Genomic DNA, 15417 nt, shown 5'->3' with positions numbered 1-15417 from the left:
TATGCCTTTTTTTCAGTACAGATTATTTACCCTTTGAATGAAACATTAAAGGTTATAATCGGAACTTTACCGTAAGGATCATTTTTTCCAATTCTGGGATTTTAACATAACGGTAGCCTTTAGAATATCCTTCTGGGAAATCTGGCCTACTAATTTACCCCCTTCCACAATGGGAAAACGCCTTCGTTTATCATTGAGGAATTTGTTCGCCGCATCGAAGATATTCATATTACCGTCGATGGTCTCAACGTTGCGTACCATCTTCTTTTCAATGGAACCATCTTCCATGGGCATATTGTAATAACGACTATCACTTATGTGTTTAATACAATCCCCTTCGGATATGATCCCCACTAACTCATTCTTGTCATTGACCACGGGTCCGCCAGAAATCCTATTGCTGATCAGAGCATCGATTACTTCCTCGACAGATTGTTCTGGCCGAAAAGTTATAAGCTTCGTGGTCATATAATCACTGACCTTTAGTGGAATTTCCTCTGTGGCGTTTTGATTTTTTCTTGCTCCTTGAAAACTTTTTATACCCATAACCTTACATTTTACTATTACTTAAAGTTAAATAATATAAATAAACAAAATGAATATTACAAGTTAATTTATTATGCCATTCTTTCAATAAATGTTAATTTTTGGGAATATCCTTAAGCACCTCCAATACGAATTTCCAGAACTTTTGCACGGATGCAATGCTCGCTCTTTCATCTGGGGAGTGGGCTCCTTTGATCGTTGGGCCAAAACTGATCATATCAATTTCGGGATAATTTTGTCCTAGTATCCCACATTCCAACCCGGCATGGCAGGCCACTACCCTTGGTTTTTCATTGAATAAAGACTCGTATTTAGCTTCTAACACCTTTAAAATATCAGAATCAGGATTGGGGTTCCAACCGGGATAGTCACCATCCAATTCAACTTTGAAATCGGCCATTTCGAAAGCTGATTTAAGGGCGTTCGCCAAATCCATTTTTGCGGAATTAACCGATGATCGGGTTAAACAACCTATTTTTATTTGTCCGTCTTTGACCAAGACACGGGCGATGTTGTTCGACGTTTCGACCAAATCAGGTATGGCCGCGCTCATGGCATATACACCATTGTGGGCCGCATAAATTGATTTTATGACTTTATCCTGACTAGCTTCCTCCATTACTTTTGCCGGAGGTTCTGACAAAACCATGGTAATCGACAGCTCGGGTTCTTTAACCGACAACTCGTTCTTTATCGTCTTTGCCCACTGCTTGAATGCACTTTCAAAGTCATGGGCATCGTTTCTTTTCACCGCAATTTTGGCAAAACTTTCCCTAGGGATGGCGTTACGCAAACTACCCCCGTCTATCTCGGAAATCTGTATATCGAAAGATTCCATGGCATTGAAAAGCAAACGGTTCATGATCTTGTTCGCATTTCCCAATCCTTTGTCTATGTCCATTCCACTATGGCCGCCCTGTAAATCTTTTACGGTAATGGAGCACCCAATCGCATCAGGACCAACAGCTTCCTCTTTATAACTTCGTGTTGCCGTTACATCTATTCCTCCGGCGCAGCCGATATCTATCTCATCATCATCCTCAGTATCCAAATTCAATAGGATATCACCTTGCAATACCCCACCTTCAAGCCCCATGGCCCCAGTCATTCCTGTTTCTTCATCAATGGTGAACAATGCCTCTAAAAAAGGATGGGGAATATCGGTACTTTCCAACAAGGCCATGATCGTAGCCACTCCCAATCCGTTATCCGCACCCAAAGTGGTTCCTTTGGCCCTTACCCAATCACCATCGATATACATTTTTATCCCTTCTGCATCAAAATCGAACTTTGTATCCGCATTCTTTTGATGTACCATATCCAAATGGGATTGCAGGGTAACTTTTTTCCGGTCTTCCATACCTGCAGTGGCCGGTTTTCTGATGATCACGTTCCCCACCTTATCCGAAAAGGTTTCCAACCCAAGGGACTTACCAAAATCCAACATGAACTTTATAACTCTTTCTTCTTTTTTCGAAGGTCTGGGCACTTCGTTCAAATCAGCGAATTTATTCCAAACACACTGTGGTTCCAACTGTCTTACTTCTTTACTCATACTATAATTTTTGCACTTCAAAAGTACGGCATGCGAGCGAGATTTAGGGTATTAATCCCTATTTTTGAAACCATGGTCGATAAAATCAAAAATTGGGTCGCGTTATCTATAATTCCACAGATTATCCTTGTAAAATGGCTGGGAAACCACCCGGATACCATCGAAAAGTATTATAGTAATGAGCTGTATCCTATGATCTCGGGGTTCTTTAGGATTTTATACGGATGGATTCCCTTTTCTATCGGCGATATCCTCTATTTTACATTATCCCTTTTGGCAATCAGATATGTTTGGGTACATAGGCTGCACATCAAAAACTATCCCCTATTGTTTATTCGGAACATCGTATTTATCCTGTCGATCGCGTACTTCACCTTTCATTTGCTATGGGGACTCAATTATTATCGCGAACCCATTGCCAAAAGGTTCGCTCTTGAAGACCGACATACCGATACTGAACTATTGACCTTGACGGAAGCTTTGATAGCAAAAACCAACGCATTACAATACCAGATTACCAAGGATACGGCTTTGGCAGTTGCTACACCCTACACCAAAAAAGAAATTTTTGAAAAAACCTTGATCGGATATGAAAATCTTGAAAAAACCTATCCCTTCTTGGCTTATCGGCATCCGAGCATTAAAACCTCACTTTTCAGTACGGGATTAAGTTATATGGGGTATGGCGGTTACCTGAACCCGTTTACCCATGAGGCACAAGTAAACGGGCGACTCCCGAATTTCAGGTTTCCTGTGGTTGCGGGACATGAAATTGGCCACCAAGTTGGCTATTCCGCAGAGAACGAAACCAATTTCATAGGGTATTTGGCCACGCTTTACAATCCCGATACGTATTTTCAATATTCCGCCTACGCTTATGCCTTAACGTATTGCCTTAGTGACTTAAGAAGAAACGACGAAGCCAAATTCAAGGAAATGTATGCCAAGTTGAATCCGGGCACACGAAAGAATTTTGAAGAAATGGCCGCTTTCTGGCAATCTTTCGAAAATCCTATGGAACCGGTTTTTAAATCCATTTTCAATACGTTCCTAAAAGCGAACAATCAAAAAAAGGGTATAAAGAGTTATAATGCCGTGGTTTCACTTATGGTAACGTATCATAAGGAACATCCGATACAGTGAACAGTAAGCAGTGTTCAGTTGATCATCTTTAAGTTAAAAAGTTAAGAGCGAAGAGCTAACAGCCATAAGCGAAAAGCCAAAGACCAACAGCTAACAGCCAAAAGCTAAAAGCCAAAAGCCAACAGCCATAGGCTAACAGCCAAAAGCCAACAGCTAAGAGCCAAAAGCTAAGAGCCAAAGGCCTATAAGAGAGTAAGCAGTGATAAGTGGGCAGTGATCAGTTGATCATCTTTAAGTTAAAAAGTTAAGAGCTAAAGGCCAATAAAGGAGTAAGCAGTGATAAGTGGGCAGTGATCAGTTGATCATCTTTAAGTTAAAAAGTTAAGAGCGAAAAGCTAACAGCCATAGGCCAACAGCCAAAAGCCAACAGCCAAAAAAGAGTAAGCAGTGGTCGGTCTGCAGGTATTTGATAATTATGTTACGGAATTTGGATTTTTGACCTTCGGAATCCCTCCTTTTACTCAACCTCTAGCTTTTGACTTTTACACTAAAACGTTAAAAAAAGTTAACGCATTTACGTTGTTTAAATGCTTCCTCTATCTTTAGTTGCTTAACTACTAAACCAACTCTATGAAAATGAAACTCTTGGCACTTACACTGCTTTGGTGTAGTGCAACCTTATTTGCCCAAGATTACTTTCCCGAAAACGAAGGGGTAAAGTCAAAAAACAACAATTACACGGCCTTTACGAACGCTGAAATCTATGTAACACCCACACAGGTCGTAGAACAAGGAACCTTACTGATACAGAATGGCAAGGTGGTACAGGTAGGTTCATCGGTAACCATACCCAAGAACACCGTTACCATTGATCTAAAAGGTAAAACAATCTATCCTTCTTTCATCGATATCTATTCGGATTTTGGGGTTAGCAAACCTAAAAAAGCGGAAGGCTCAAGACGATCCCCACAATACAACCCTACACGGGAAGGTTTTTATTGGAACGACCATATAATGCCCGAAAAGAATGCGATCAACGCATTCAAATACGATGAAAAAAAGGCCAAGGAACTTAGAAATGCAGGTTTTGGCGTCGTTAATTCACATATACAAGATGGTATTGCCCGAGGCACGGGAATACTTATCGCCCTGAACGGAAAGGGTGATGATTCCCAAAGGGTCCTAGATGACCGTTCGGGCCAATATTTCTCTTTTACAAAAAGCATAGCTTCAAGACAAAGCTACCCCACTTCCTTAATGGGGGCGATGGCCTTGGTTCGCCAAATGTACACCGATGCGGATTGGTACGCCAAAGGCAATGTAGATACGAAAGACCGCTCTCTAGAGGCCTTGAATGCCAATAAAGGTTTGGTTCAGATTTTTGCCGCTGGTGATAAGGGCAATATTGTACGTGCAGACGGAATCGGGGATGCCAACGGCATACAATACACTATTCTAGGTGGAGGCGATGAATATGAAACCATTGCCGACATAAAAAACACCAATGCCCGACTCATAATCCCGTTGAATTTTCCTGATGCATTTGATGTAAGCGACCCGAACCAAGCCATGTATGTTGCTTTGGAAGATATGAGGCATTGGAACCAAGCACCGGCCAACCCGAAAATACTCGCTGAAAACGGCGTCACTTTTTCATTCACCCTGAACGGATTGAAGTCCCCCTCGAAATTAATGGATAACCTACGAAAAGCCATTACTTACGGACTCCCGAAAACGAAAGCCCTAGAAGCGCTTACGACCGTACCTGCACAGATAATGGGCCGCTCGGATAAAATAGGATCTTTACAACAAGGGCATTTGGCCAATTTCCTGATCACTTCAGGAGATATATTCGCTAAAGGCACCACCTTATATGAAAATTGGGTTCAGGGTACCAAGAACGTCATCACCGATTTGGACCTTATTGATATCAGGGGTGAATACGATTTAAAATCTGCTGGGGAGACCTTTGCTCTCTCTATTTCCGGCAAAGCCGAAAAACCCAAAATAAAAGTCACTAAAGATACCGTTACCTATTCCTCCAAAATGACTTTTAAAGATGATTGGTTGCTACTTTCATTTTCAAAAGATGACCAATTGTACCGTTTATCGACCTTGGTAAAAGACAGCTCGATCCCTTTAACGGGTTCATTGTCCTTACCCAATGGTAAAGAAGCCCCATTTACCATAACCAGGAACAAGCCCTTTGCTGAAAATAAAACAGAAAAGGCAGCTGTGGGCACTCCTGAAATAGTACCTGTTACGTACCCGAATATCGGTTATGGGTATTCAGAGATCCCTAAACCGGAAAATATACTGTTTAGAAATGCCACGGTATGGACAAGTGAAGAAGCCGGAATCCTGGAAAATACCGATGTACTGGTAAAAGACGGTAAAATCGTAAAAATAGGCAAAGGCCTAAATGCAGGCCGGGCAAAGGTCATTGATGCTACAGGCAAACATTTAACAGCAGGCATTATAGACGAACATAGCCATTTGGCGGCCTTGGCCATTAACGAGGCCGGACAAAACTCCTCCGCAGAGGTGAAAATGGAAGATGTGGTAGACCCTGAGGATATTGATATTTATAGGAATTTGGCAGGTGGGGTTACCTCCTTACAATTGCTACATGGTTCGGCCAATCCTATCGGCGGCCGATCTGCCCTATTGAAACTGAAATGGGGAGAAAGTGCACAGAACATGATCTATGACAATTCTCCCAAATTCATAAAATTCGCATTGGGGGAAAATGTTAAACAAAGTAATTGGCAAAGTTTCAGTCGTTTTCCACAGACACGAATGGGTGTTGAACAAGTATTCATGAACTACTTTCAGCGGGCCAAGGAATACGAGGTAAAAAAGAAAAGCGGCAAACCTTATCGCCACGATGAGGAAATGGAGACCCTGGTCGAAATACTCAATGGGGAACGTTTCATCAGTTGCCATTCCTATGTGCAGAGCGAGATCAATATGCTGATGAAGGTCGCTGAGAAATTCAATTTTAAGGTAAACACCTTCACCCACATATTAGAAGGTTACAAAGTTGCCGATAAAATGGCCGAGCACGGGGTGGGCGCCTCAACATTCAGTGATTGGTGGGCCTATAAATATGAAGTAAAGGATGCCATACCCTACAATGCGGCCATAATGCAAAACCAAGGCCTTACGGTAGCCATTAATAGTGATGATGCCGAAATGTCGCGCAGATTGAACCAAGAAGCGGCCAAAACCATCAAATACGGCGGTGTTTCAGAGCTTGAAGCCTGGAAAATGGTCACCATAAATCCGGCAAAACTACTACATATAGATGAGCGTGTGGGCAGCATCAAAGAAGGCAAAGATGCCGATCTGGTACTTTGGAGCGACAATCCTTTATCCGTCTATGCCAAGGCAGAGAAAACATTGATCGAAGGTGCCACCTATTTCGATCTGGAAAAAGATAAATTACAGCGTGAATCCATTTCCGTAGAACGTAACAAACTCATCGGAATGATGCTCAAGGAAAAAGAAAGCGGCGCCAAAACCCAGGCCCCAAGGAACACTAAAAAAGAAAAGTTTCACTGCGATTCACTCTAAAAAGGTAAAGAATATGAAAAATACAATGAAAAATCCGATATATGGTTTTGTTCTCGCCCTAGTTACTTTTTTTATGGGAACGGCACAACAAACCCCTGCCCCAAAGCAGCAAGAAGCGATATCTATCGATGGGGTCACGGCCCATTTGGGTAATGGAAAGGTCATTGAAAACGCCTTGATCATGTTCGAGGACGGCAAGCTGACATTCGTTGGTAATGCCATGACCAAGATCGCCAGAAGGGGAACGGTCATTAAAGGTAAGGGCAGGCATGTATACCCAGGTTTCATAGCCCCGAACAAATCGTTGGGACTGGTAGAGGTAGATGCAGTACGTGCCACCATTGATCAGGACGAAATCGGGGAAATGATTCCGCATGTCCGTAGTCTTATCGCTTATAATGCCGAATCGCAAGTAGTAGAAAGTATGCGGCCCAACGGCATACTCATAGGCCAAATAACCCCCCAAGGTGGGCGTATTTCGGGCACATCGTCGATTGTACAGTTCGATGCCTGGAACTGGGAAGATGCCGCGGTAAAAGTAGATGACGGTATTCATTTGAATTGGCCGAACACCTTTCGAAAAGGTCGCTGGTGGATGGGTGAACCGCGAGGTTACCAGCCCAATAAAAAGTACGCCGAACAATTGAAAGAAGTGGAAACCTTCTTGCAACATGCAGCTGCTTACAACAAAAGTGGGAGTACACAGTTGAATCCGGCATTTGCCGCCATGAAAGGGCTTTACGACGGTTCACAAAAATTGTATATAAAAGCCGATGGGGAAAAAGAGATCATCGACGGGATAACCATGGCCAAGGAAAACGGCATAGAACAGGTAGTATTGGTGGGCGGTTACCATGCCTTTAAGGTCACCGATTTTCTTAAGAAACATAACATTCCCGTTTTGGTACAGCGTACGCATAGCCTGCCTACCTTTGATGATGAGGATTATGACCTACCGTATAAATTACCAAAGTTATTGACCGATGCCGGGTTATTGGTAGGCTTACAGAACGGTGATGCCGCCAATTTCCAGACCCGTAATCTACCCTTTTATGCCGGACAAGTCGTAGCCCAGGGGATGGACAAGGAACAGGCCCTACAGCTCATTACCCGAAACAACGCCCAAATTTTAGGCCTGCAAGATTCTTATGGCACGTTGGAAGTGGGCAAAAGTGCCACCCTTTTCATTGCTGATGGCGATGCGTTGGACATGAAGGGCAACCAGATTACCAAAGCGTTCATTGATGGGAGGGATATTTCTTTGGAAACCCACCAAACCGAATTATGGAAACGGTATAAAGGCAAGTACGGCTCTAAATGAATTCTTTGATTACAGGGAATCCAATGGACTGGTAATGTTCGATAAGCTCCTAGGTGTTACTTTGGTATACACCTGGGTTGTTTTTATCGAATTGTGTCCCAACAATACTTGTATGAAACGCATATCGGCACCCGCCTCGAGTAAATGTGTGGCATAGCTATGCCTTAAACCATGAACCCCGATTTTCTTTTTAACCCCTGCTTTTTGCATCGCTTTTTTAAAGGCCTGTTGAACACTACCCTTTGAATACGGGCCACCATATTGGCCTTCCAATAAAAAGACCTTTGGCCTATAATCTTTGTAATAGGTTCGTAAACCAGAAAGCAATGAAGAAGGCAAAGGCACATACCTGTCTTTCTTGCCCTTTGCGCCGACAACCCTCACGACCATTCTACTGCTGTCTATATGTTCCAATTTAACACTTACGACCTCTGAAACCCGTAGTCCCATACCGTAACACATTTTTAGCGCAATGGCATGTTTAGGGTTGGTGGTAACGTTCAGTATTTTCTTCACTTCCGCTTTGCTTAGCATTTTAGGCAAAACAATGGGTTTTTTAGGCCTTGGAATATCGAAAAACATTTTAGGCCTGTGCATAACCTGTTCAAAATAAAACTTTATCGCATTTATTTTTCCATTCATTTTTCGCTCCCCCATCTTTTCGGTTTTCACGCAATAGAGAAAATAATCTTTAAGCCTATCAGGTGTAAGGGAATTTAGCTCATAGGAACCCAAAAGCCTTAACAGATGCGCCATTTCGGAAAGATATATTCTTTGTGTATTGCCGCTATAGGCTTTAAGACTAAGCTGATTCTGCATATTCAAATACGCTTGCCGATTTACAGGGTGAATTCCTATGACTTTTTTTTCATTGAAATCGGGTGGTTTCATTCCTAATTGTTGCCTTACAACGGGCAAGTCTGGCAAATACCATGATTTTTGGGTTTTACTCCATTTTGCCGAGGGAAATCTTTTTCTAAGATTGTCTTGCAATGTTTTATTAAAAGGAAATTGAACTAGAATGACCTTTTTACCCCTATGTTGATCAGGCAAAAAATTATAATGGGCTAAATTCATTGTGTATTTTGTATATCATTTTTTAAATATACCTAATTGTGATATACAAAATGAATAACACCATAAAAATTGTTATCCCTTATAATGACAGGTCTAAGTGAAAAATGTGTAAATTGGAGGTGAATATAAAACATGCACATATTTATGTGTTACCTGCAAGCTGAAAAAAAGCCAGCCGCACAAATAGCACATTTGGTTTTTGCCGACACACAAGCCAAAACTTAAAAAACCAAAAGAGCTATTTTTTGCCAACGCTCGACATTCCGTTAGCCGAAAAAAATGTAAATTGACAACCGAAAAACAAATTAAAAATTAAACTAGTGAATGACTGAAAATATTAACCAAAATCCTGAACAAATAGCTCGTGATAAAATAGACGAAATGCTACGTGAAGCTGGATGGTTAGTTCAGTCGAAAAAGAAAGTTGACTTATCTGCTGGAAAGGGAGTTGCTGTTCGTGAATATCAAACTGATGTTGGACCTGCCGATTATGTTCTGTTCGTAGACCGAAAACCAGTCGGAATTATAGAAGCAAAACGTGAAGATGAAGGACACAGACTTACAGTTGTTGAGGAACAATCATCAAACTACGCCAACGCAAAATTAAAATACTTAAATAACGACCCTTTGCCTTTCGTGTATGAAAGCACAGGAACAATTACAAGGTTTACAGATTACAGAGACCCAAAACCAAGAGGAAGAAATGTTTTTAGTTTTCATAAACCAGAAACAATTGCAGAATGGTTAAAAAAAGGAAAAAGTCTACGAGAAAGACTTTTATCAATTCCTGCTTTAGATGAAACAGGACTTCGTCCTGCTCAAATTGTTGCAGTTAATAATCTGGAACATTCTTTTAAAAAGAACAGACCAAAAGCCTTAATCCAAATGGCAACTGGTGCTGGAAAAACATTTACTGCTGCAACATTTGTTTATCGTTTGCTTAAACACGCAGATGCAAAACGTATTTTGTTTTTGGTTGACACCAAAAACCTTGGTGAACAAGCAGAGCAAGAGTTTATGACCTTTCAGCCAAATGATGATAACCGAAAATTTACAGAATTATACAATGTCCAGCGTTTATCATCAAGTTATATTGCTTCCGATAGTCAAGTTTGTATTTCTACAATACAACGCCTCTACTCTATTTTAAAAGGAGAAGAATTAGACGAAAGTGCTGAACTTGATAATCCAAACGAAAATTCTTGGCTTCAAAATAAAATATCAAAAAACAAAGCTGTTCCTGTTGAGTACACACCAAAAGTACCCATTGAACAATTTGATTTTATAGTAATTGATGAAGCTCACCGTTCCATTTATAATTTATGGAAACAAGTATTGGATTATTTTGATGCTTTTTTAATTGGCTTAACTGCAACACCTGATAAAAGAACCTTCGGTTTTTTTAATGAAAATGTAGTTAGCCAATATACTTATGAAGAATCGGTAACTGATGGCGTAAATGTTCCTTATGATGTGTATACGATTGAAACGGAAATTTCTCAAAAAGGAGAAACCATAAAAGCAGGTTGGTTTGTTGACAGACGAGATAAACTAACACGTAAAAAACGTTGGCAACAAGAAGATGAAGATACCGAATATAAACGCAACGATTTAGATAAAAAAGTTGTCAATCCTAGTCAAATAAGAAACATCATTCGTGAATATAAAAAGGCATTAAAAACAACTATTTATCCAAATCGTATTGACGAAAATGGAGATTACGAAGTTCCAAAAACATTAGTCTTTGCAAAAACGGATAGTCACGCAGACGATATTATAAAAATAATTCGTGAAGAATTTGACGAAGGAAATGACTTTTGTAAAAAAGTGACTTACAAAATCGAAGAAGACCCTAAATCCGTATTGAACCGTTTTAGAAATTCTTATTATCCACGAATTGCAGTTACAGTTGATATGATTGCAACTGGAACAGACGTAAAACCTTTAGAAGTTTTATTGTTTATGCGAGATGTAAAAAGCATCAACTATTTTGAGCAAATGAAAGGTCGTGGAACACGAACTATCAATAGTGATTCGTTGCAATTAGTAACTAAAACAGCCAAAACAAAAACGCATTTCGTAATTGTAGATGCTGTTGGTGCTACCAAATCTAAAAAAACAGACAGCAGACCTTTAGAGCGTAAAAAATCTGTACCAATGAAAGATTTATTGGGAGCAGTAACAATGGGAGTTGCAGACGAAGATTTGTTTTTGTCTTTAGCAAACCGATTAATCCGTTTAGAAAAACAAATTACAGAAAAGGAAAAAGATAAATTATTAGAATTTTCTGGTGGTAAAAACTTAAAACAAATTACCAAAGAATTAATTACTGCTTTCGACCAAGACGAAATTGAAACGAAAGCACAAATTGAAATTGATAAAATTCCTGTTCAAGACCAAACACCTGCTTTAATAGAAGAAGCTAAAAAAGATGCACAAGAAGCACTTATTTTAGAAGCAAGTAAAACATTTAACGGAGAGTTAAATGGTTATTTGGATAATGTTCGTAAACAACACGAACAAATTATTGATAGCGTAAACATAGATACGGTTACAAAAAGCGAATGGGAAACCACTTCTGTAGATAAAGCAACAGAAATTGTAAAAGATTTTACTGAATATTTAGAAACCAACAAAGACGAAATTAAGGCTTTGAGTATTTTTTATAACCAACCTTATAACCGTAGAGACATTACATTTAAAATGATAAAAGATGTGATGGAAAAACTACAATTAGAAAAACCATTATTAGCACCAGATTATGTTTGGGATGCTTATTCTACTTTAGAAGAAGTAAAAAGCAAACAACCAAAAGACGAATTAACCGCTTTGGTATCTTTAATCAGAAGAGCTTGTGGTATTGACAGCGAGTTAAAAGCATACGACACCACAATTGAAGCCAATTTTAACAAATGGATTTTCCAACAGCATACAGGTCAACACAACCGCTTTTCGCAAGAACAATTAGATTGGTTAAGAATGATAAAAGACCACGTAGTTAGTAGTTATCATATAGAAATAGGCGATTTAGATTACACACCTTTTGATGCCAAAGGTGGAAAAGGAAAAATGCACCAATTATTTGGTAACCAAATGAATGAAATTATTAACGAACTCAATGAAGTACTTGCAGCATAATGAAAGAAACTTGTTTAATAAATTATAAAGATGCTGTTTTTAAAATTTCCACTACAAAACAAAAATTAAAGCAGAAAGAGTATTTGCAGATTGGAGAAATACCTGTTATTGACCAAGGTCAAGAAATTATTGGAGGTTATACCAATGATAAAGACAAAGTACTTGACTGTACATTACCAGTAATTGTATTTGGCGACCACACAAAAAATGTGAAGCTTATAAATTTTCCTTTTGCACCTGGTGCAGATGGCACAAAAGTTTTGCAACCAAAAAAACACATATTACCTAAATATTTATCTTATATAACAGAAGTTTTAGTATTTAAAATAAAGGATAATGGTTATGCTAGACATTATCAACTTATTGAAAAAGAAGATTTCCCTTTAGTATCAGTACCTGAACAAAAAGCCATAGTCAAAAAAATAGAAGAACTATTTAGTAGTTTAGATAGTGGCATTACAGACCTCGAAAAAGCAAAAAGACAACTAGTTACATATAGGCAAGCGGTTTTAAAAAAGGCTTTTGAAGGAGCTTTGACCAAAGAATGGCGTGAAAAACAATCCGATTTACCTTCTACAGAAGAAATATTAAAACAGATAAAAGAAGAACGTCAAAGGCATTATGAAACGCAAATAGCTAATTGGAAGCTAGCAATTAGAATGTGGGAGAAAAGTGATAAAACTGGCAAGAGACCTTCTAGAATTTCCAAACCAAAAGAATTTCCAAAAGTAAAATTAGAAGAAATTGAAAACTATGATTCTATTCCTAATAGTTGGTTTTGGACAAGATTTGGAACGGTAACATATAAAATTGGTGATATTGACCATAAAATGCCCAAAACTGTTGAAAAAGGTATGCCTTACGTATCAACTGGTAATATTGGTAAAGACGGTAAAATTGATTTTGATAATGCCAAACAAATATCTAGAGTAGATTTTGATAGATTAGCATTAAAAATTAAACCAGAAAAAGGAGATATTATTTTTCCTAGATATGGTACAATTGGAAGAAACATATTACTTGATTATAGTAAGGAATTTTTGGTGTCATACTCTTGTGCAATAATTAAAAATATAACAAAGATTATGGATGAAAGATTTGCATTATATTATTCTCTATCACCTGTAATTAAAAAAGAAATAAAAAGATATACTGTAGAAACTACTCAAGCTAATATAGGTATCGCTTCGATTGAAAGTTTCGTCTATCCATTATGTTCAAAAAAAGAACAACATCAAATAGTTCAAGAAATTGAAAGTCGTTTGTCTGTTTGCGATAAAGTAGAAGAAAACATTAAAGATGGCTTGCAAAAAGCAGTTGCTCTTCGTCAAAGTATTCTAAAAAAAGCATTTGATGGAACATTGTTAAGTGCAGAAGAATTTGCTAATTGTAAGTCAGATAAAGATTATGAACCTGCTTCTGTTGTGTTGCAAAAAATAAAAGCAGAAAAGAAATAAAAATAAAAAAATGACTGACTCAAGTATAATATCAAAAATATGGAATCTAGCCAACGTACTTCGTGATGATGGTGTAGGTTATGGAGATTATTTAGAACAAATAACCTATTTGCTGTTCTTAAAAATGGCAGATGAATTAAATAAACCACCTTACAATAAAGGTTTAGTTTTTCCAAAACTGAAAGATGTAGAAGGAAACGAAATTGCAGATAGTGAAACTTGTAATTGGGACACACTTTCTGGAAAAAGAGGTGCTGAACTAGAATCTTTTTACAGTCAATTATTGCGTTCACTTTCCACAGAAAAAGGAATGTTAGGTCAGATTTTCACTAAAAGTCAAAACAAAATTCAAGACCCAGCCAAACTTCTAAAAGTCATAAATATGATTGACAAAGAAGATTGGAATATGATGGGAGCTGATATAAAAGGAAAAATTTACGAAGGTCTTTTACAGAAAAACGCAGAAGATACCAAAAGTGGAGCTGGACAATACTTTACACCAAGAGCATTAATACAAACAATTGTAGCTTGTGTACAGCCAAAACCAATGAAAACCATTTCTGACCCAGCGTGCGGAACTGGTGGTTTCTTTTTAGCAGCTTACGATTGGATTGTTGAGAACAACAAACTAGACCGAGAAGAAAAAGAATTTATTAAAAATTCTACCTTTCACGGAAACGAAATTGTTGCCAACACTCGTAGAATGTGTTTAATGAATATGTATTTGCACAACATTGGAGAAATAGATGGAGAATCATTTATAAATCCAAATGATGCTTTAATTGCAGATGATGGAAGCAGATACGATTATGTTCTAGCAAATCCACCTTTTGGTAAGAAAAGCAGTATGACAATTACCAATGAAGAAGGCGAAATTGAAAAAGAAGATTTAAGCTATAATCGTCAAGATTTTTGGGAAACAACTTCAAACAAGCAATTGAACTTCTTGCAACACATAAAAACACAACTAAAAATAGATGGCGAAGCAGCAGTTGTGCTTCCTGACAATATTTTATTTGAAGGTGGAGCTGGCGAAGAAGTTAGAAAGCAGTTAATGAAAACAGCTGATTTACATACAATTTTAAGGTTGCCAACTGGAATATTTTATCGTCCTGGAGTAAAAGCAAATGTGTTGTATTTCAAAAACAAACCTGCAAGTAAAGAAGCTTGGACAAAAGATATTTGGTTTTATGATTACAGAACAAACGTACATCATACATTAAAGAAAAAACCAATGATGATGTCGGATTTAGAAGAGTTTGTAAAACTGTATAATCCGAGTAACATAAACAAACGAAAAGAAACTTGGAGCGAAGAAAATGAAGAAGGCAGATGGAGAAAATACACGTATGATGAAATCATCGCAAGAGACAAAACTAGTTTAGATATTTTTTGGCTGAAAGACAAAAGTTTGACGGATTTAGACAATCTACCAGACCCAGACATTTTAGCGAATGAAATAATTGAAAATATAGAATCTGGACTGAATAGTTTTAGAGAAATAATGGAAACGATAAACGGAGAATCGGAATAGCCAACGCTCAAAGCCATACACATTGCCAAGTCGCTCAAAAGCCAACCGCTAAAGCCAAAACTTGGCAAAGAGTATGGCTTCTGCCAACGCTAGCAAGTTTGCGGAAGAAAAGCCAGCAGGTAACAACGTG

Annotated in this window: 9 protein-coding genes; 6 read left to right on the top strand and 3 right to left on the bottom strand. The window is 38.5% G+C overall.

Annotated elements, in window-relative coordinates:
• Positions 1–78 precede the first annotated feature (78 nt).
• Entirely contained in the window at positions 79–546 is a 468-nt protein-coding gene (locus R3X28_RS14060; protein WP_317665090.1) for a CBS domain-containing protein, read from the bottom strand.
• Positions 547–640: 94 nt separating this feature from the next.
• Entirely contained in the window at positions 641–2101 is a 1461-nt protein-coding gene (locus R3X28_RS14055; protein WP_154365110.1) for an aminoacyl-histidine dipeptidase, read from the bottom strand.
• 30 nt (positions 2102–2131) lie between these two features.
• On the opposite strand from R3X28_RS14055, the gene R3X28_RS14050 reads away from it, so the two are divergent.
• The 3 genes from R3X28_RS14050 (at position 2132) to R3X28_RS14040 (ending at position 8081) form a co-directional block, all read left to right on the top strand.
• The gene (locus R3X28_RS14050) at positions 2132–3244 is read left to right on the top strand and encodes a DUF3810 domain-containing protein (protein WP_317665087.1); all 1113 of its coding nucleotides are present in this window, start codon (positions 2132–2134) and stop codon (positions 3242–3244) included.
• Between the two features lie 570 nt (positions 3245–3814).
• On the top strand, positions 3815–6760 hold the full coding sequence (locus R3X28_RS14045; RefSeq protein WP_317665085.1) for an amidohydrolase family protein: 2946 nt from the start codon (positions 3815–3817) through the stop codon (positions 6758–6760).
• A gap of 25 nt (positions 6761–6785) precedes the next feature.
• Complete coding sequence (locus tag R3X28_RS14040) at positions 6786–8081, top strand: amidohydrolase family protein (RefSeq protein ID WP_317665339.1); 1296 nt, start codon at positions 6786–6788, stop codon at positions 8079–8081.
• Between the two features lie 9 nt (positions 8082–8090).
• Here the strand turns inward: R3X28_RS14040 and R3X28_RS14035 are convergent, their stop codons facing one another.
• Positions 8091–9158, bottom strand: coding sequence for a tyrosine-type recombinase/integrase (locus tag R3X28_RS14035; protein WP_317665083.1), 1068 nt, complete (start codon positions 9156–9158; stop codon positions 8091–8093).
• Between the two features lie 324 nt (positions 9159–9482).
• Here R3X28_RS14035 and R3X28_RS14030 point away from each other — a divergent pair, with 324 nt between their 5' ends.
• From R3X28_RS14030 to R3X28_RS14020, 3 genes are read left to right on the top strand one after another with little or no spacing between them, the layout of a single operon-like run.
• Entirely contained in the window at positions 9483–12296 is a 2814-nt protein-coding gene (locus R3X28_RS14030) for a DEAD/DEAH box helicase family protein (RefSeq protein ID WP_317665081.1), read from the top strand.
• Positions 12296–13753 (top strand): restriction endonuclease subunit S, encoded by a 1458-nt coding sequence (locus R3X28_RS14025; protein ID WP_317665079.1) that lies wholly within the window; start codon positions 12296–12298, stop codon positions 13751–13753. The genes R3X28_RS14030 and R3X28_RS14025 overlap by 1 nt, the downstream gene beginning before the upstream one ends.
• Positions 13754–13763: 10 nt before the next feature.
• Entirely contained in the window at positions 13764–15287 is a 1524-nt protein-coding gene (locus R3X28_RS14020; protein ID WP_317665077.1) for a class I SAM-dependent DNA methyltransferase, read from the top strand.
• Positions 15288–15417 lie beyond the last annotated feature (130 nt).

This window comes from Maribacter sp. TH_r10 (assembly GCF_033101095.1).
In the GTDB taxonomy this organism is placed as follows: domain Bacteria; phylum Bacteroidota; class Bacteroidia; order Flavobacteriales; family Flavobacteriaceae; genus Maribacter_A; species Maribacter_A luteus.
This window is presented reverse-complemented; position numbering and strand designations above follow the sequence as displayed.